Annotated in this window: 17 protein-coding genes; 11 read left to right on the top strand and 6 right to left on the bottom strand. The window is 57.9% G+C overall.

The genetic code is table 11. The features are described 5' to 3' along the window. The 5 genes from IDH41_RS03955 to IDH41_RS03935 all read left to right on the top strand — a co-directional run. A partial coding sequence (locus IDH41_RS03955; protein ID WP_223829421.1) for an S-layer homology domain-containing protein occupies positions 1 to 2,184 on the top strand: 2,184 nt, incomplete at its 5' end. 12 nt (positions 2,185 to 2,196) lie between these two features. Next, a complete protein-coding gene (locus IDH41_RS03950) occupies positions 2,197 to 2,670 on the top strand; it encodes a GNAT family N-acetyltransferase (RefSeq protein ID WP_190858475.1) in 474 nt (157 codons plus the stop codon). 109 nt (positions 2,671 to 2,779) lie between these two features. Continuing rightward, positions 2,780 to 3,298: a phage tail protein gene (locus IDH41_RS03945; protein WP_223829420.1), complete on the top strand. Its 519-nt coding sequence runs from the start codon at positions 2,780 to 2,782 to the stop codon at positions 3,296 to 3,298. A 13-nt stretch (positions 3,299 to 3,311) separates the two neighbouring features. Next, positions 3,312 to 3,815: a phage tail protein gene (locus tag IDH41_RS03940; protein WP_190858473.1), complete on the top strand. Its 504-nt coding sequence runs from the start codon at positions 3,312 to 3,314 to the stop codon at positions 3,813 to 3,815. Between the two features lie 21 nt (positions 3,816 to 3,836). Next, positions 3,837 to 4,361, top strand: a complete 525-nt coding sequence (locus tag IDH41_RS03935; protein ID WP_190858471.1) for a phage tail protein — start codon at positions 3,837 to 3,839, stop codon at positions 4,359 to 4,361. A gap of 74 nt (positions 4,362 to 4,435) precedes the next feature. Here the strand turns inward: IDH41_RS03935 and IDH41_RS03930 are convergent, their stop codons facing one another. Beyond that, positions 4,436 to 5,245 (bottom strand): Cof-type HAD-IIB family hydrolase, encoded by an 810-nt coding sequence (locus IDH41_RS03930; protein WP_190858469.1) that lies wholly within the window; start codon positions 5,243 to 5,245, stop codon positions 4,436 to 4,438. Between the two features lie 122 nt (positions 5,246 to 5,367). Here IDH41_RS03930 and IDH41_RS03925 point away from each other — a divergent pair, with 122 nt between their 5' ends. The 3 genes from IDH41_RS03925 to IDH41_RS03915 all read left to right on the top strand — a co-directional run bounded on the left by IDH41_RS03925 (position 5,368) and on the right by IDH41_RS03915 (position 7,699). Continuing rightward, complete coding sequence (locus tag IDH41_RS03925; RefSeq protein ID WP_190858467.1) at positions 5,368 to 6,789, top strand: S41 family peptidase; 1,422 nt, start codon at positions 5,368 to 5,370, stop codon at positions 6,787 to 6,789. Between the two features lie 87 nt (positions 6,790 to 6,876). Continuing rightward, positions 6,877 to 7,098 (top strand): DUF1450 domain-containing protein, encoded by a 222-nt coding sequence (locus IDH41_RS03920; protein ID WP_190858465.1) that lies wholly within the window; start codon positions 6,877 to 6,879, stop codon positions 7,096 to 7,098. 97 nt (positions 7,099 to 7,195) lie between these two features. Beyond that, positions 7,196 to 7,699 (top strand): ferritin, encoded by a 504-nt coding sequence (locus IDH41_RS03915; protein ID WP_190858463.1) that lies wholly within the window; start codon positions 7,196 to 7,198, stop codon positions 7,697 to 7,699. Between the two features lie 82 nt (positions 7,700 to 7,781). Here IDH41_RS03915 and murA read toward each other — a convergent pair whose 3' ends face one another. The 3 genes from murA to IDH41_RS03900 all read right to left on the bottom strand — a co-directional run bounded on the left by murA (position 7,782) and on the right by IDH41_RS03900 (position 12,248). Beyond that, the gene (gene murA, locus IDH41_RS03910; RefSeq protein WP_190858461.1) at positions 7,782 to 9,080 is read right to left on the bottom strand and encodes a UDP-N-acetylglucosamine 1-carboxyvinyltransferase; all 1,299 of its coding nucleotides are present in this window, start codon (positions 9,078 to 9,080) and stop codon (positions 7,782 to 7,784) included. Next, the gene (locus tag IDH41_RS03905) at positions 9,067 to 9,879 is read right to left on the bottom strand and encodes a DeoR/GlpR family DNA-binding transcription regulator (RefSeq protein ID WP_190858458.1); all 813 of its coding nucleotides are present in this window, start codon (positions 9,877 to 9,879) and stop codon (positions 9,067 to 9,069) included. Before IDH41_RS03905 ends, murA begins: the two co-directional genes overlap by 14 nt. A 116-nt stretch (positions 9,880 to 9,995) precedes the next feature. Continuing rightward, positions 9,996 to 12,248: a UvrD-helicase domain-containing protein gene (locus IDH41_RS03900; RefSeq protein WP_190858456.1), complete on the bottom strand. Its 2,253-nt coding sequence runs from the start codon at positions 12,246 to 12,248 to the stop codon at positions 9,996 to 9,998. A 239-nt stretch (positions 12,249 to 12,487) separates the two neighbouring features. On the opposite strand from IDH41_RS03900, the gene IDH41_RS03895 reads away from it, so the two are divergent. Then, positions 12,488 to 13,783, top strand: coding sequence for an MFS transporter (locus IDH41_RS03895; RefSeq protein ID WP_223829419.1), 1,296 nt, complete (start codon positions 12,488 to 12,490; stop codon positions 13,781 to 13,783). A gap of 9 nt (positions 13,784 to 13,792) precedes the next feature. On the opposite strand, the gene IDH41_RS03890 is transcribed toward IDH41_RS03895, so the two are convergent. Together IDH41_RS03890 and IDH41_RS03885 are read right to left on the bottom strand one after the other, a co-directional pair. Continuing rightward, the gene (locus IDH41_RS03890) at positions 13,793 to 14,122 is read right to left on the bottom strand and encodes a DUF1904 family protein (RefSeq protein ID WP_190858454.1); all 330 of its coding nucleotides are present in this window, start codon (positions 14,120 to 14,122) and stop codon (positions 13,793 to 13,795) included. Between the two features lie 47 nt (positions 14,123 to 14,169). Further along, positions 14,170 to 15,105 (bottom strand): RluA family pseudouridine synthase, encoded by a 936-nt coding sequence (locus tag IDH41_RS03885; protein ID WP_190858452.1) that lies wholly within the window; start codon positions 15,103 to 15,105, stop codon positions 14,170 to 14,172. Positions 15,106 to 15,293: 188 nt separating this feature from the next. Between IDH41_RS03885 and IDH41_RS03880 the strand changes: the two genes are divergently transcribed. Both IDH41_RS03880 and IDH41_RS03875 read left to right on the top strand, forming a co-directional pair. Next, positions 15,294 to 16,847, top strand: a complete 1,554-nt coding sequence (locus IDH41_RS03880; protein WP_190858449.1) for a trypsin-like peptidase domain-containing protein — start codon at positions 15,294 to 15,296, stop codon at positions 16,845 to 16,847. A gap of 114 nt (positions 16,848 to 16,961) precedes the next feature. Continuing rightward, positions 16,962 to 18,791: a B12-binding domain-containing radical SAM protein gene (locus tag IDH41_RS03875; protein WP_190858448.1), complete on the top strand. Its 1,830-nt coding sequence runs from the start codon at positions 16,962 to 16,964 to the stop codon at positions 18,789 to 18,791. Positions 18,792 to 18,947: the final 156 nt, after the last annotated feature.

Raw genomic sequence — 18,947 nt, 5'->3', positions numbered from 1 at the left:
ACGACCGTGACCGAAGATGGCGTATACGTGCTTATTGTAACGGACGACCTCGGTCATACGACGACAAAAACGTTCACGATCGATAAAACAATACCTACCGGCAGCATAGCGATCAATAACGACGCAGACTTTACGACGTCCGAGAACGTAACGCTAGCCTATACCGGTGCAGATCTTCATGATGTTGTATTGCAGCTTTCCAACGACGGCGCGGATTGGAAGCCGGCTGACGAAAGCTGGCTACTATCGAGCGGCTACGGTTCCAAAACCGTTTATTTAAAAGTGACCGACGAAGCGGGCAATGCAGCGACCTTCTCGGATTCGATCGATTACCGTTCGGTGCCGGTTATTACGGATAGCAGCGCGGCAGGGACGGAGGATACGGCATTAACGTTTGCGGAAACAGACTTTGGGTATAGCAACGCGGATTCCGAAGCGCTGGATGTGTTGACGATCGTATCCTTGCCTGAGAACGGCACGCTGCAATTTGACGGGAATGACGCTGGCGTAAACCAGGCTATCGGTTTTGATGAAATAAGTAAGCTTCAATTCATACCCGCGGCGAATTGGCATGGAACGACGTCCTTCAAGTGGAACGCCGCAGCCGACGGCATTGCGCCGTCCGCATCCGCCGACATGACGATCTCGATAGCTGCCGTGAATGACGCTCCGACGGCGGAGGATTTGCAGTTCAGCACGACCGCAAGCGCCAAAATCGATGGTGAACTCGCCGCCGCCGATGTCGAGCAGGACGCGCTGACCTACACCATCGTCGATCAACCGGTCAAAGGGATCGTCACGCTGGATCCCGCGACGGGCGAATTCAGCTTCGAGCCGGAGTCCGGATACTATACGGATGTGACGTTTACTTATAAAACCAATGACGGACTGACAGACTCAAATGTTGCGACGGTGACGATCAAGAACAATAGACCGTCAAGCGGCGGCGGGGTCCCTCCGACGATCCCTCCGGTGACGATTGAAGGCATCGGCAACCATTCCGGCATTAAGGCCGAAGTCGTCACCAAAGATGGGCAAAAGGTCGTGGTCGTGTCGATCGACGGCGGTCAACTGACGGACCTCATTAACGGTTCGGACGACAAGGAAATTACGATCGATGTCGGCACGGCGGTGGGCAACGCGGAAGTGGTCATGGACCGCGAGCTACTGACCCAGCTGAAGAGCGGGAACAAAACGATCAGCCTCGTCGTGAACGGAACGGGCTACGGTCTGTCCTTTTCGGCCATTCGCGAAGCATTGAGCAGCTGGGATGATGCCGGCATGTCCTTAAAGATCGAGATCAAGAAAGCCGACGAGACTTCAACGGGACAGCTCGAAGAGCTTGCCGAAGACAAAGGCTACCAATTGCTCGTTACGCCGATGAGCTACCAATTGTATTTCCAAAAAGGCGATTCGAGAATCGATCTGACCAAGATTAAAGGTTACATTACGATCGCTTACGGCGACGAGGAGCTGAAAGGGAAGGAGCCGAAGACGGCCGTGCTCTTGCTGCCGGACGGCAAGCTGGTCCACGTTCCGACCAAGATCGCGAAGAAGGACGGACAATTCGAAATTAAAGTCCACAGCTTCGCGAACGGCGTGTTCACGCTTATCGATTACGAGAAAACGTTCTCCGACGTCAGCGGCTGGTCCAAGGCTTACGTCGACGAATTAGCTTCCCGCCTTATCGTGCAGGGAACCGGAGAGGACCAATTCGAGCCGAACCGGAGCGTTACGCGCGCCGAGTTTGCAGCCATTATTACCGGAGCGCTCGGCCTTTACGACGAAGCCTCCGGCAGTGGGTTTACGGACGTCGACGGGGAGCAATGGTTCGCGGCTTCGCTAACGTCGGCTTCCGATTTCGGCCTAATCAGCGGATATGCGGACGGCTCGTTCCGTCCGGGCGGTCAAATTACCCGGGAGGAAGCGATGGTCATTCTCGCCCGCGCGCTTCGCCTCATGGAGGTGGAGACCGGCTTCACGGATGCCGAGCTTGAGGAAGGGCTTAACGCGTTCGAGGATAACGGCGAACTGAAGGGCTGGTCGGAAGCGTCAGTCGGTCTGACGGTGAAGCTTGGCATTGTGAACGGCAGCGACAACCGGCTTAATCCGGGCGAGCCGATGACAAGAGCGCAATTGGCGGCCGTCATCGTGAAGCTGCTTGAGACGGGACAATTCATCTAGAGGAGCAAACCGATGGATATTCGCTTGGAGGACGCGCAGCCTGAAAATCCGTTTTTGTTCGAGCTTTACGCGCTAACGAGAGCCGACGAAGTAGCGGCTTGGGGATGGGGCGCGGAGGAGCTGGAAGCCTTTCTTGCCATGCAGTTTCGGTTCCAGCAGCAATCGTACCGGATGCAGTATCCCGAGCATCGCGTGCAAATCGTCATCGCGGACGGGCGGCGAGTGGGAAAATGGCATACGGCGGTTCACGGAAACGAGAAGATTTTAGTCGATATCGCGCTTCTGCCGGATTTCCGCAGCATGGGAATCGGAACGACGCTTATCCGGCAGCTGCAAGAGGAGGCCCGCTCGGCGGGCCTGCCTCTCAGGCTGTCGGTTCGCACCGACAATCCAGCACGGCGATTATACGAAAGGCTAGGCTTCGGGACCGTAAGCACGGACGAGCTTCATGCGCGAATGCGCTGGACGAGCCTAATTGATAGATGAGTACTCGATTGATTGCAAGATCATTAGGACGAAGTTCTCGGTAACTATCTACTTTAGGCTGCCGATTGCTTATAGATGAAGGGGACGCCAATTGAAAGGGGATTGGAAATTGGATCAATATGTTGGAGAAATTCGGATGTTCGGAGGCACCTTCGCTCCGCTGGGCTGGGAGCTGTGCGACGGAAGACTTCTGTCGATTTCCGAAAATGAATTGTTGTTCAGCCTCCTTGGTACGACGTACGGAGGCGACGGCCAGACGACCTTCGCCGTGCCGAATCTGGCAAGCCGCATCCCGGTCGGCCAAGGAACGAACCCGCAGACGGGGACGAATTATGTCATTGGCCAGCGGGGCGGTACGGAGAACGTTACGTTGACGCAGACCGAGCTGCCTGCTCATACCCACGTCGCGGTCGCATCTTCGCAGGCCGGAACGCAGATTTCGCCTGCAGGTGCCGTATGGGCGGCACAAACGATGCAAAACGTATACTCGCAGCAGCCGCCGACCGTCCAGATGAGCCCGCAATCGCTCTCGCCCTTCGGAGGCAACCAGCCGCATGATAACATGATGCCGTTTCTGGCGATTAATTTCATTATCGCGACCGAAGGCACATATCCGTCACGAGACTAAGGAGGCTTAAGAGATGTCAGAAACGTTTATTGGAGACATTCGTTTATTCGGCTTTGGCTTCACGCCGCGGGGGTGGGCGCCTTGTCAAGGACAGACGCTGTCGATTCAGCAAAATCAGGCTTTATTCGCGATTATAGGTGCCACATACGGAGGAGACGGAGCTACAACCTTTAAATTGCCCGATCTGAGAGGAAGGGCTCCCGTACATACCGGAAACGGCGTTACGCTCGGCCAGAGTGCCGGTGAAGAGAAGCATACGCTTACCGTAAATGAAATGCCGACGCATACGCATACCGCGATGGCAAGCGAACAATCCGCAACGTCCTATACGCCTGTCGGCAACACATGGGCACCGCCGGGGAACAGCACGAACTCCTATTCGCAATCGCCGGATTCGGCAATGAGCCCCGGCGCGATAGCGCAGGCCGGCGGCAGCGCGCCGCATTCGAATATGCAGCCGTACTTGGCGATGAATTATTGCATTTGCGTTAACGGATATTTCCCCACCCGCGAATAGAGAACAAGAGGAGGAACTAGCATGTCAGAACCTTATATTGGCGAAATCCGCGCGTTTGCTGGGAACTTTGCTCCGAAAGGATGGGCGTTGTGCAACGGGCAATTATTACCCATTAGCCACAATACGGCCTTATTTTCCATTCTAGGCGTTACCTACGGCGGCGACGGCAAAACCAACTTCGCCCTCCCGGACTTGATGGGCAAGGCGCCTCTGCAACAAGGTGCCGGCGTCGGTCTTACGCCAAGGACGCTCGGGGAAATTGGCGGAAGCCCATCGGTTACGTTAACAACGAATGAAATACCGGCGCATACCCATGCCCCTCAAGCCGTAAATGCCGGAAGCACGTTATCTCCGACAAACGCGACTTGGGCAGGACTTGTGCAGGGCCGCGGCATTCCAACCGTATATGCTTCGAATCCGACGACGCCTATGAGCCCGAATGCTGTAGGCGTAACCGGAGGCAGTCAGCCGCATAACAATAGGCAGCCGTACCTCGGGGTCAATTTCATTATCGCCCTTGAAGGAATTTTCCCTCCAAGGCCCTAGTTATTTAATCAGTCCCATCCCAATAAGCAGCCCCTTCGCTCGAAGCGAAGGGGCTGTTCTCGCATCTTATTCACTTAAACGGTTGCGGCATTCAGCACGAACTTCTCGATGACGTGCCGGACGCCTTCCTCGTTGTTCGTCAACGTGACGTAATCCGCGATATCCTTCAGCGATTGAATCGCGTTGCCCATAGCTACGCCGAGGCCGGCCTCGCGGATCATCTCGTTGTCGTTCCACGCGTCGCCGAGCGCGATCGTCTGCTCCATCGTGCAGCCGAGATGCTCGGCCATAAAGCGCAGCGCATGTCCTTTCGTTCCTTCCTTGTGCATAAACTCCAAGTAATGCGCCTTCGACTTCGTAATGTGCACCCGGTCGCCGACGAGCGGCCGCAGCTGCTCCGCGATTTCGTCGAGACGGGCAGGCTCGTCGATCATGAGCATTTTGTTCATCGGGTAATCGAGCAATTTGTGAAAGTCGGGTTCTATTTTGTACGGGATATTGGAAAGCTTGGAATAGGCTTTGATCTTGTTGTTGTCCTCGGTCCCGTAAAGCTCGTCGTCCACGTATAGCTGGAGATGAAGCCCGTTCGCTTCCGCGAAAGCGTGGATTTCCTTGGCCGCGTCGATGGGCACGCTCCGCTCGTATAACACCTGCCCGTCGAGCAGCGTTTTGACGAGCGCGCCCTGATACGTAATAATAGGAACATTAAGCTCGATTTGTTTGGCGATCTTCCGGGCGGACGCGAACATGCGGCCGGTTGCGAGCGTGACCGTCACGCCTCTGGCGATCGCGGCTTCCATCGCGCGCTTCGTGCCCTCCGTCATCGTCAGGTCGTCGGTCAGCAACGTATCGTCTACGTCGATGGCGATCAATTTGTAATTCATTTCGTTAAAGCTCCTCTCCGTCTCTCTCTTTACATATGGCTAGGTTGATTGTAGCGAAAATCGTGGGTACATACAAGATGCGGCGCATGGTTGCTCCGCAAACTTTCGAAGGGGATGACTGGATGAAAACATTCGCGTCGCCGGCCGCCAAGCAGCGCTTTCTGATGCTCTGCCTGCTGGGCGCGGTCTTATTTACGGCAATCGGCATCGGGTTAGGAATGCTTTGGATGGGGTACCGCTATCCGATGGTGGGAGAACCGACGTTTCAACAATTTACGGTGTCTTATAACAAGATCATGAACGATTACCTGGAAGGGGCCGATCCGAAAAAGCTGCTCAACGGCGCGGCAGAAGGGATGGTTGCTTCGCTCGGAGATCCTTATTCGAGGTACTTGGCCGAGGAGAAGGGCAATGCGTACACGGAATCGTATGAAGGACAAATTTACGGCATCGGCGCCGAGCTGCGGGAAGAGGAAGGGCAGTTCGTCATTTCCGGCTTGACGAAAGGCGCGCCGGCGGAACGGGGAGGCCTGCTGCCAGGCGACGCGATCGTCAAGGTGGACGGACAAAGTCTGAGCGGCAAGACGTTCCAGAATTTGCTCGGGCTCGTCAGGGGCGAGGAAGGAACGAGCGTATCGCTGCAGATTCATAGGCCGGGTCAGGCGGAGCCGATCGAGCTGACCTTGAAGCGGGAAGCCATCCCGATTCATACGGTGACCTCCGAGCTGCTCGAAGGCGGGATCGGGCATGTCACGATAACCCGCTTCGCCGAGAAGACGGCCGAGGAATTCGAGGCCGCGCTTAAGGAGCTTCAGGCGAAGGAGCCGCTGAAGGGCTTGCTGCTCGACATGCGCTCCAATCCTGGCGGGCTGCTGCAGCCGACGATCCATATCGCGAACACGTTGATTCCGAAGGGCAAAGTGATCCTGAACGTCGTCTACAAAAACGAGCGCAGAACCGTTACGTATAAATCGCAGCAGACGAAGGAGTGGACGATTCCGGTCGCGGTGCTCGTGAACGGGCAGTCGGCAAGCGCGAGCGAGGTGCTGACGGCCGCGCTGAAGGAATCGGCGGGGGCGTCCGTCATCGGGGAGAAGACGTACGGCAAAGGCGTCGTGCAGGCGTTCAACCAATTCAAGGACGGCTCGGTGCTGAGCTTGACCGAAGCGCAGTGGAAGACGCCGGCGGGCACCTGGATCAACAAGCAGGGCGTTGCGCCGGATTATGCTGTCGAGCTTCCGGCCTATACGAAGCTGAGGCCGCTAGCGATCGGCACGGAGCTTAAGGTCGGCAGCTACGGCGAGGACGTGAAGACGCTGCAGACGATGCTGGAGGAGCTCGGCTACGGCCCCGCGGGGCGAGACGGCTTGTTCGACGAGCAGACGGCCGAGGCGATCCGCGGCTTCCAGACGGCGGAGAAGCTGGAGGCGACCGGCGCATTCAACGATAAGACGGGCTACCAATTGCTTGAGCGGCTTCGCGAGAAGCTGAAGAAGGAGGACAGCCAGCTGCTCAAAGGGCTTGAGGTGCTCAAACAGCGATAACGGCAAAATTCGCGGTTGACAACGAGGGTGATAATCATTATCATTTACTTGAAAGCAAATCCTTCGTTGCGCTGCGGGGTGGACCGGATGAAGAAGATCAAATATTGCAAGCGGAATATGAAGAACGGGCTTAAGCCGGTATACAAGGCGATGAAGGATCGTTACCCGGACATTAAGCAGAAGAAGACCGACTGTCTCGGCAATTGCAAGACTTGCAAGCTTGAATGCTTCGTCGTGGTCAAGTCGAAGACGGTAAGCGCGCCGTCCCCCGACCAGCTGTACAAACGGTTGAAAAAAATGATTGGATAACGACCAAGATGGGTATATCTGTAAGGAGCGGCATTTGCCGTTCCTTATTTTTATGGTAAAATTAACAACATACTACGAAAGCTGAGGTGCTTGAGCGATGAATGACGGATTGGCAGTAGCGTTAAACGAGCAGATGAATTTTGAATTTTATTCCGCCCACGTATACTTGGCGATGGCAGCGTATTGCTCGGGCGAGAGCCTCGACGGCTTCGCGAATTTCTTTATCGTACAAGCCGAGGAAGAACGTTTTCACGCGATGAAAATATACAAGTTCTTGAACGACCGGGGACGCCGCGCGACGCTGTCCGCCCTCGGAGAGCCGAACAACGAGTACACGTCGATCTTGGATGCTTTCGAGCACGGCTACAAGCACGAGCAGGAGAATACGAGACGGTTCTACCATCTGTCCGACCTTGCGATGAACGACCGCGAGCACGCGACGATCAATTTCCTGAAATGGTTCATCGACGAGCAGGTCGAGGAGGAAGCGCTGTTCGACAGCATCATTCAGAAGCTGAAGCGGATCGATAAGGACAGCAACGCTTTCTATATGCTGGATGCAGAATTCGCGACGCGCTCCTTCACGCCGCCGGCGCTGTAAGACCCCCGCAAGCGAAGAAGACCGCCCCGGCACGCAGATCATTCTGCGGCCGAGGGCGGTCTTCTTGTTTTGGACGGCAAGGTTACGTTATCGAGCTCCTCCGCCTATTGTCGATCCGATCGGAATCGGAATGGAACATCCCGATGCTCGCGCCAAGCGACCGGAACGAGGCGACGACGTCCTCGTAGCCTCTCTCGATATGCTGCACCCCGGCGATCGTCGTCGTCCCTTCCGCGCGAAGTCCGGCCAGGATGAGGCAGATGCCCGCGCGTACGTCCGATGCGTGCACCAAGGCGCCGTGCAGCGGCTTGCCGCCTTTGATGAAGGCGACGCCCGAACGCAGCTTAATATCCGCCCCCATCCGGACGAGCTGGTGCGCATGATTGAACCGGGACGGGTAGATGCGGTCGGCGACGATGCTTTTGCCCTGCGCTTGCGTCAGCAGCGCCGTCAGCGGCTGCTGCAGATCGGTCGCAAAGCCGGGGTACATCGCAGTCCTGACCCTCGTCGCGCGCAGGATGCCTGTCGAATGGGCGGTCAGGGAATGATCGTCGCCTTCGATCTCCAGGCCGATTTCCCTCAGCTTCGCCACGCAGGAAGACAGATGCTCGGGGATGACGTCCTGCACGGTAATCGAGCCTCCCGCAACGCCCGCCGCCATCAGGAAGGCCCCGGCGATCAGCCTGTCCGGAATAACGGCATACGTGCCGCCATGAAGCGTGGCAACCCCTTCGATGCGGATCGTATCCGTGCCGGCCCCGGTTATTTTGGCTCCCAAATGGTTCAGCAGATTCGCCGTGTCCGTCACTTCGGGATCGCGCGCGGCATTGAGCAGCAACGTGCTGCCTTTGGCCCGAACCGCTGCCATCATGGCATTGATCGTAGCGCCGCTCGTGATCGTATCGAAATATACGGTCGCACCGCGCAGCTCCTTGGCTTCTACCGTATAGTGACGGTCGAAAAACGTAAACGTCGCGCCCATCATCTTGAGCGCTTTGATATGCTGGTCCATCGGCCGACTGACGAAATCGTCCCCGCCCGGATACCCGACCGTGACTTTTCCGAACTTGGCCAATAAAGAACCGACGAAGTAATAGGCCGTTCGAAACGCCGACGATTTGGCAGGGTCGAAGCTGGTGCTTTGTATATTTCTCGGGTCGACGGTCATCGAACCCGCCAAGTCGCGTTCAACCTTCAGGCCGATCTCGCCGCCCAGTTCGTAAATGACTCGTAAGTCGGCTATATTCGGAATGCCCTGAAGCGTTACCGCCTCGTCCGCCAAGCATACGGCCGCTATGAGCGCCAGCGAGCTGTTCTTGGACCCCGGAATTTTGACGGAGCCGTGCAGCGGCGCGGATTGTTCCACTTTAATTGCTTTCATCGTAAATTCCTCCGCTTGGATACTCTTCATCGGCAAAAATAACGTTGACGCTAAGGCTCTCGAATTCGCGGATCGCCTTCTCCGGAGCGCCCTGGTCGGTAATCAGCAGATCGATTTGCTGCAGCGGGATCGACGTCGCGAACATCTTCACGCCGATCTTCTCGTGCGGCGCGAGGCATATACATTGCCGCGAAACTTCGGCGACGGCGCGGGTCAAGGCCGCGCCCTCCGGCGTGGCGGTGCTGATGCCGTTCAGGGCTATGCCGCCCCCGGTAACGAAGCCGATATCGAAGTTGAATTTGCCGACCATTTCGAAGGCGATCGTATCGATGATGCTGTCGCCGCCGGAGCGAAGCTTGCCGCCGACAAGGTAGGCGTCGATATGCGGCAGGTTTCGAATCGACTCGGCGATGGCGAGCGAATTCGTCACGACCGTGAACGGGATATCTTCCGGCAAATACTTCAGCATTCCGTATTGAATGCCGGCGCCGCCGATGAAGACGGTGTCGTTCTTATGAATGTAAGAAGCCGCCAATTGCGATATGGCGTTCTGGTGCAGGGCTCCGTCTCCGTACCGTATGGAACGGGGTTGGGCGAGCGTGCGCACCTTGGGCGGCGGCGTCAGCGGAATGGCTCCGCCGTATGTTTTCTGCAGCAGTCCTTGATCTTCCATGATCGTAAGGTCCCGGCGAATCGAATCGATGGAAAGCCGAAAGAGATGGGCCAAATCCTTCGCGACGACTCTGCGATCCTTGGCGAGCAGCTCCAATATGCGCTGACGGCGTTCTTCTGCGAGCATGCAACGATTCCTCCACATTTGATATCCCCGCAAAACTATTTCTATCCTATTCCGTATTGTTCATGGTTGTCAACGAATTATTCAGGTTTATTAATTTTCTTTCATTTTCCTCCGGCTTATTTCGGTTGGATTCGTCCGGCAGCCTGCTTTCTCTTCGGCAGCACCTTCGCTCCCTGCTTCATGGGGCGGCCGCAGAGCGGGCATGTCCGCTCTGCCAGCTGCGATTCCTCGTAAGAGACGATGCGCTGCCACACTTGACAGGAATCGCCCGTGCAAAGCCAGGCGAGCGCCGTTTCCGCGTCGCCGCCTTGCTCCTGCTCATCCGCTCCGAACGCGGAGCGGATGAACCGGGACAGCTCGGCCGGCTTGCCGCGGTAAAGGGCGGGCGAGCTGACGTACAGCTCCTCCTTCGCCCTCGTCACGGCGACGTAAACGAGCCGCCGTTCTTCCTCCAATGCATCCGCGGAAGCGTCGCTTCCGGCCTGTAAGGAGCTGCGGTCGCCGTGCTTGTCGGCGGCAAGCACGGAGCTGTGGGGCAGGATGCCTTCCGACGCCCCGATAACGAATACGACCGGGAATTCGAGGCCTTTCGAACGGTGAATCGACATGAGCTTAATCACGCCGCGGCCGTCCCCATGGTTTCGGAGCCGCAGGGCGGCATGCTTCTCGGTAATTTCATCGACGTAGGCGACGAAAGCTTCAATCGTGTCATAGGCGCCGGCGGCGGCTTGCAGCTCGTCGAGCATTTCCTTGAGGCCTTCCTTGTATTCGGTCATCTCGGTCCGCTTACCCGTCTCGAGGTATTGATCGTAGAAAGAGAGGCGGAGCTGCCGGATCGCGTCGGCCGGCTTGCATTCGGTCAGCGATTTGATCAGCTTGATCCGCTCTTTCAGCTTATCCTTCTGAAAGTCCTTGAGCTGGGGATACTCCAGCAGATGGATGAGCGGCCATTTCTTCGCCCGCTGCTTGTCCTGATGCCAGATGAACGCCATCGCTTGCTCGCGGTTGACGTACAGCGTCGGCAGCAGCGACTCCATCGCGTCGAAATTTCGGCGGTCGAGAGCAAGCCTCAAATGGGCGAGCAGCGGCTTGATCGCCCACTGGTCGTAGAACAGCTGGCCGTCGCCGTAATCATGGAACGGAAGCTCCTTGGTCAGCAGAAGCTCGACAAGCGCCCTGCCGCTGCTCGCGGTGCGGTACAGCACGGCAAAGTCGCCGAAGCCCCGCCGGCCTTCGCCGGTCTGGGCAAGTATCGTATCCGCGACCAGCTGGGCCTCCTCCTGCGTCGACTTGAGGCGCGAGTAGAAAGGCTGAATGCCTTTCGGCTTAACGGCCAGGAGCGTTTTCGGCTTGCGCTGCTTGTTAGGTTGAATAATGGCATTGCCAAGCCCGACGATCGAGGCCGTCGACCGGTAATTGATATCCAGCACGATGGTTGCCGCGCCGGGGTACTGATGCTCGAAATTTAAAATGTAATCGTTCCGCGCGCCGTTGAACGAATAGATCGTCTGATCGTCGTCCCCGACGACCATCAGGTTGCGGTGCCGGTCGGCAAGCATTTGCACGAGCACGTACTGAACCTGGTTCGTATCCTGAAACTCGTCGATCATTATATATTGGAAGCGCCGTTGCAGCGACGAGAGCAAGCCGGCATCGTCGCGCAGCAGCCGGTAAGCCTCAAGCAGCAGGTCGTCATAGTCGAGCTTGCCGGTATCTTTCTTCCACTGCTCGTACCGCGTGAACAGAAGCTTGAGCTCCTTCTCCTCCGTCGTCGTCTCCGGGAGCTTCTCGATCTCGGCCATCCTCAGCTTAAGCGCCGAGAGCCGGGCCAGCAGCGTCTCGGGCTCGTAGTCGTGTTGAAGCATCAGTTCGCGCGTCAGCCGCTTGAAAAATACATGCTTCTGCCCGGTTTCGCCGAGGATGGACTGGCGATAGCCGCGCCCACGAAGCAGCTGCAGGCAGAAGGAATGGAACGTGCGCGCTTCAACGCCGCTCGACGCCCGGGCATCAAGCACGGGAAGCGAGCGGATGCGGCTCTGCATCTCGTCGGCCGCCTTCTTGGAGAAGGTCATGAGCAAAATATGCTGAGGCTGCGCTTGTCTCACCGTCAGCAAGTAGGCGGTCCGGCAGACGAGCATCGAGGTTTTGCCCGAGCCTGCGCCCGCCAGCGTCAGCGCGGGGCCCGTATCGTGGCGCACCGCTTCGATTTGCGGACGGTTAAGCGCGATGCCGTGCTTCTCCAACGCGCGAAAAAAGCCGGCGTCCGGTTCGTGATCGCCGACCAGCTGCCGGCTTGTCTTCGCTTCCGCCGGGGGAGCGACGGGCGCCTCATTTTGACGGACGCCGATCGGATAGGGATGATATTGCATTGTCAAAGGAATCACCTACAGAAACGAATGTTCATCCATTATAGCAGATCCGGCGGAATGAGAGGCGGGGTTGTCGGATACCGCTCCGATTTTCGCCGTCCGCGCCTCATAAGCCGGCACACACGGACCGCCGCTTCCCGCATACATTTTTATGGAATAAAAAGGATATGTGAGGTAAGATGAACTTGTTGCAAGCGTTTAAGTTGTCGATGTCTATCGAAACCGGGAGCGTGTTGTCCATGTCCATGCCAACTGCCAGCTTGAAATCGAAAATCGCTTACAGCTCGGGCAATTTATCCGTTAATTTGATCGCCCAGGCCTTTGCTTCGTACATCGTCTTCTACTACGTCGACGTGCTCGGCGTCAGGCCAGGCCTGATCAGCGCCGCGATGATCGTCCACGGCATCGTGAACGCGGTGCTGAACCCGTTCTTCGGCTATTTGTCCGACCGGACCCGCTCGCGCTGGGGAAGACGCATTCCGTACATGCTCTTTGGCATGGTACCGCTTGCGGCGTTGTTCACGGCCATCTGGTTTCCCGTTGGCGAAGGGACCGCGCTGTTCTGGTACTTCCTGACGATCGTGCTGCTGTACGACGTGCTGTTCGTCATGGTCGTGCTCAATTACTCGGCATTGTTCCCGGAAATGTTCACGACGATCAAGGAGCGGGCTTCCGTATCGTCATGGCGCCAAATGTTCGGCATCGTCGGCATGATCGTCGGCGTCGCGCTGCCTCCGCTCGTGTATGGCAATTTGGGCTGGGGGCCCATGGGGGCGATATTTGCGGGCGTCGCGCTCGTCTTCTTCGTCGTCATGGTCATGGCCAGCAAAGAAAACATCGCCGTGAAGCGCGATGAGACCGGCCTGCTGCAATCGCTCAAATTAACGTTTTCCAATAAAGCGTTCGTGTTTTTCGTGCTGGGCAGCTTATTCGTGCAGTTCACGTTCGCCGTGCTGCCGGCCGCGATTCCTTTTTTCACGAAATATGTGCTTCGCGCCGCGGAGGACAGCAACTCGATATTGTTGGGGGCGATCTTTATCGCCGCGATTCCTTGCGTTTATATTTGGGGCAGGCTCGTGCAGAAGTGGGGGCCGAGGACGACGGTTATGGCGGCGGTCAGCCTGTATGCGCTCGCCATGCTGCCCTTCCTGGTCGTGACGAAGGTTGCCGCAGCGGCGATCGCGGCCGCGGGGATCGGCATCGGCCTTGCCGGCTTGCTCGTCCTGCTCGACATGCTGCTGTCGGAAATCATCGACGAGGATGAACGAAGAACGGGCGTGCGGCGGGAAGGGATGTATTTCGGGATGAACGGGTTCGTCGTCCGATGGGGCGTATCGCTGCAGGCGCTCGTGCTCGGCGTTATTTTGGAGGCGAGCGGCTACGTGAAGGATGCGGTCCAGACCGAAGCGGCGGTATGGGGCATCCGTTCGATGCTGAGCGTCATCCCGATTGCGGCGCTGCTGATCGCGCTTCTTTTCTTTTATTTGTATCCGATACGACAGGCCGGCGAATCCCGCAGGGGGCACGGCGGCTAGCCGCGCAGCCTATCCGGCGGGTTTCCCGTTTATATAGTAGCTGTCCTCGCGGTATGCGTGGAAGACGATTTCGACTTCCCGTACGCCGAGCCGGCGAACGCAGTTCGTCACGGTCTCGGCGAACTGGCCGCGCGCCTCTTGCCCGCGCTCGAACCAGCCGACCTCGATGAACGCGAACGACGCGTCTCCCTCGTATCCGTATACGTTGTCCGCCTGCATGCACGACATCGTGAAATTATCGGCTCCGCAGCCGCAGACGACGGCCAACTCCTCGGCGAGCGGCCCGCTGACGGCCTGCAGTTTCTCCGCCGGGACGCCTCGTAACAATAAATGGGGCATTCCTGATTCCTCCTTCTATGCTTCGTTTGATTTCGATTTGCGCGGCCTTATTCCTCCGCTTGGAACGGACGCAGGAAGGGCTTCGGAACGTCCGTCTCGAAGCGCATCGGCTCGCCCGTAATCGGGTGCTCGAACGCCAGCACGCGGGCGTGCAGGCCGAGCCGGCCGATGGATCTCGTGCGGGCGCCGTACTTCTTGTCGCCGACGATCGGATGGCCGATATCCTCCATATGGACGCGGATCTGGTTTTTGCGCCCCGTCTCGAGCCGGACCTCAAGCAGCGAGAAGCTCTTGCTTGCGCGTAGCACCTTGTAATGCGTAACGGCGTGCTGGCCGTCGTTCGGGTAGGGGCTCGAGTACATTTTGAGCGTCTTGCTTTCCTTCAGCCAGGACGCGATCGTTCCCTGCTCTTTTTTGACCGTTCCTTCGACGAGGGCCACGTAGCTTCTTTCCCGCATGCTTTCCCGCCAGTTGTTCTGCAGCAGCTGCTGCACGGCTTCGCTCTTCGCGAACAGCATGACGCCCGACGTGTCGCGGTCAAGACGGTGCACGATAAAGACCCGGTTGTTCGGATTGTCCAGCTTGACGTGGGCCATCAGTTGGCGGTATGCCGTCAGCTCGTCGTCCTTGCCGGCGGCCGAGGCTATGGACAGCAGGCCGGCATCCTTCCGCACGACGAGCAGATGCTCGTCCTCGAACAGAATGGACAAGCCTTGGAACGGAAGCTTCTCCTTCGGGCCTTCCTTGCTGACCGTCACCGTCTGACCGGGTCTTAGCTGCAGGTTATACGCGATCGTTCCTTTGCCGTCCACCGCCACCTGTCCGCGGGCGAGCATCGATTTGACGGCGTTGCGTCCCGCGCCGGCGACGTTTCGGATCAGAAACGGCAGCAGCTCGGCCGCCTCCGTTACGGGATAGGACTTACTTTTATCGTTTTTGACCGCCGGCTCGCGGCGAGCCGGGCGTTTTTTTCCTTTAGGCATGCGGTTAATCCTCCTTGCTTCAATGCTCCTACTATACCATGCTCGAGGCTGCAGTTCTAATCTTTCTCGCGGATCGATCCGGCGCTCTATGAAACCTGTTTTCATAGACAAAGCGGCGCCCGGAATGGTACGATATTCCTGATAGATTCCTTATGGGGAAAATGGGAGAATTTGGGGGAAACATTAGCGTGAAAACGAAACTCATTCAGTCGCTGCTCAGTCCGCTGCTCGTAGCGGGACTGCTGCTGGCACCGCTGCCCGCGCCGGGCGGCGATTCGGTCTCGGCCGCTGCCGGCCAGGCGAAGGCCGCGGCCGCGGCGGCATCGCAGCAGCCGCAGGTCATCGTCGACGGCGCGAAGCTGACGCTGGCGGCGCCGGCCTACGTGGAGAAAGGCGTGACGTTCGTGCCTGCGCGCGATATTTTCAAAGCGCTGGGCGCGTCCTTCACCTGGGAGAGCAAGACGCAGACGATTATCGGCCGCAAGGGCAATATTACAATCTCGGTCACGGTCGGCAAGAAGGACGGCATCGTCAGCGGCAAGCCGGTCAAGCTGGAGGCCGCGCCGGTCGTGAAGAAGGGCATTACGTTCGTGCCCGTGCGGTTCGTGGCTGGCGCGCTACAGGCGTCGCTCGGCTTGGATAGCAACACGGGGGCGATCACGATCACGACCCGGGATGCGGCCGCCGAAGAAGAATACGAGGATTGGCTGAACGAGCAGCAGAACAAGCCGGTGCTGACATCGGGGGAAATCGTCGATACCTATGACGAAAGCGTCGTTCTCATCATGACGAACCGTGCCCAGGGCAGCGGCGTCGTCATCGGGGACAACCTGATTTTGACCAACCATCATGTCATCGCGGACGCAGCTTCGGCTACCGTGCAGACGCTGTACGGCGACGAAGCGCCCGTGTCGGGCGTCGTCGCTTACGACGCCGAGTCCGACCTTGCTATCATCAAGACGGAGGAGCCGCTCGATCTGCCTGCCGTCGAGGTTACATACGCGCTCGATTCCCGCAAAGGAGACAAGGTCGTCGCGATCGGAAGCCCGCTAGGCTTGCAGAATACGATATCCGACGGCCTGATCAGCAATATTACGTTCGAAGGCGGCGTCCGCTACGTCCAGACGAGCGCGCCGATCGATCACGGAAGCTCCGGCGGCGCCCTGTTTAACGAGCACGGCGAGCTGATCGGCATTACGACGCTCGGCTATTCCGGCTCGAACGCGGATTTGAATTTCGCCGTATCGGTATTCCACGCGGCGGTCCTCGTCGACGAAATGACGGAGGAGATGGTGGAGAACGCGAAGTTTCTGCCGTCCAAGCTGCCATCTACTCTCGCTGGAGCCCCGTTGGCCGATATACAGAAGGTGATGGCCGACCAATTCGCCTCGCTTTCGACGACCGAAGGGGTGGCGGCGTTCACGAAGTGGGAAGCGAAGCGCGACGCGGCGGGCTGGCTCGTCCTGACGGCGGACATCGACCCGCTGTTCTACATGTATTACGGTCCTGCGACCGCGCAGGAGCTGCGCATGTGGGCGATCAACATGGGGTACGATCTGCATGACATGCTGCCGGACGACAAAATTCAAGTCGTCGTTTCGTACGAGCGGGACTTCGGCTTCGAGCCGCGCGGCTTCGAGCCCGGCCAGGTAACCTCGCTCGGCGGGGGCAAGTGGCGCGTCCGCTATCCGGTCATCGACATGCAGCTGAAGGATCAGCTTCATATCGAAGTAAGAGACTAGCTTAAGCAAGAGGCATCCGCTTCCGCTTTGCCGCGGAAGGGGGCGCCTCTTCTTTTTTGCGCCGATTTTCGGTACAATAGAAGGCATCTTGCGTCAGAACAGTGAGGTTATAAGATGAAAGTGGTGCTATCCACGTTAAACGCGAAGTTCATTCACACCTCGCTCGCCCTTCGGTGCCTGAAGGCCTACAGCGGCGAGCGGTTCGATATCGATATCGCGGAATATACGATCAAGGATCCGGCAATGAACATCGTATCGGATATTTTCTCGCGCCGGCCGGACGTCGTGGGCTTCTCCTGCTATATATGGAACATCGAAGAGACGATTACTGTCATTAACATGCTTCGCAAAATCATGCCCGAAGTGAAGATCGTGCTCGGCGGCCCAGAAGTCAGCTACGATACGGACTACTGGATGGACCGCGTGCAGGAGGTCGATTTCATCGTCGTGGGCGAAGGGGAGGAGACGTTCCATCACCTGCTCACGGAAATCGAAGGAGACGGCAAGTATCATATGGTGTTCGGGATCGCGTACCGGAAGCTCCGCGAGGAGCTCCCGGAGGTCGTCATCACGCCGCCCCGGCCGAAGCTGAATTTGAACGAGCTGCCTTCGCCGCATCGGTTCAAGGAAGATCTGCCGCATTTGGCGAGCCGCGTCGTATATTTCGAGACGAGCCGCGGATGCCCGTTCAGCTGCCAGTTCTGCCTGTCCAGCATCGAGGTCGGCGTTCGGTATTTCGATATGGAGCGGACGAAGGCGGATATTTTGTATTTGATCGATTCGGGAGCCAAACTGATCAAATTCGTCGACCGCACGTTCAATATTAAGCGCGACTACGCGCTTGAAATTTTCCGGTTTTTGATCGAAAATCATCGGGGCTGCGTCTTCCAGTTCGAAATTACGGCCGACATCATGCGTCCCGAGGTGCTGGATTACTTGGCGGAGCATGCGCCGCCGGGCATCTTCCGGTTCGAGATCGGGGTGCAGTCGACGAACGATCCGACGAACGAGGCGGTTCAGCGCAGGCAGAACTGGTCGAAGCTGGTCCGCACCGTGACGAAGGTGAAGGAATCCGGCAAGATCGATCAGCATCTCGATTTGATCGCCGGCCTGCCGCTCGAAAATTACGAAACGTTCCGCGGCACGTTCAACGACGTGTTCGCGCTTCGCCCCGAGGAGCTGCAGCTCGGCTTTCTTAAGATGCTGCGCGGTACCGGCCTGCGCCGCGACGCCGCCAAATGGGGATACATCTACATGGACCGGTCGCCGTACGAAATGCTCGGGAACGACCTGATGCCGTTCGCCGACATCGTCCGCATCAAGCGGGTGGAGGACGTGCTGGAGAAATATTGGAACGCTCACCGGATGGATCATACGCTGCTTTACCTCGTGGACCGCGTCTTTCCGTCGCCGTTCGACTTCTTCCAATTATTCGGCGATTTCTGGGAGCGCAAGGGATGGCAGAAGATCGGCCATCAGCTGGAGGATCTGTTCTCTCGGCTGTGGATGTTCCTCGTCGAGTTGTCGGACGAGCGGACCGAAACGGATGGCGGGACGGCTGCCCGACTCGACAAGGAAGTCGCGTTCGGGCTCATGAAATACGATTATTTCCTGAATCACAATTACAAGCCGCGCAAGACGTGGTGGGACTTCACGATGGATAAGGCGGAGTGGAGCGGTCATATGCGGCGGTTGGCCGAGCGCCCGGGCGAGGTGTCCGAGGAGTTCGCCGCGCTTGGTCTCGGCGAGCGGGAGCTGCAGAAGCATGCCGTGCTCGAGAAGCTTCCGTTCGATTTGGCCGCGTATCTGTCGACCGGCGCCGTGAGGAAGGAGCGGCACACGCTGCTGGCGGTGTTGTATGCCGTCGAAGCAACCGGCGGCAAGCCGAAGCCGCGACCGTTCATGCTGTCCGCCGAAGCGGAAAGCGAAGCTTTTTCATTGTAGAGAGCCGGGAATACGGCAATAGAAAACTGTTCTCACGCGTGGCAAGCCGGATGCCGCTGCGTTAGAACAGTTTTTTTGTTAGTCGGAGCTGCGGGAGACGTTGGAATAAGCGCGGGATCGCTCTTGTTTCGCGAATGCGACGGGCGTGTTGGGCGA

The sequence above is a fragment of the Paenibacillus arenilitoris genome (assembly GCF_014705655.1).
Lineage (GTDB): Bacteria > Bacillota > Bacilli > Paenibacillales > Paenibacillaceae > Pristimantibacillus > Pristimantibacillus arenilitoris.
The sequence above is the reverse complement of the archived record's forward strand: the minus strand, read 5'-3'. Positions and strand labels throughout refer to the sequence as shown.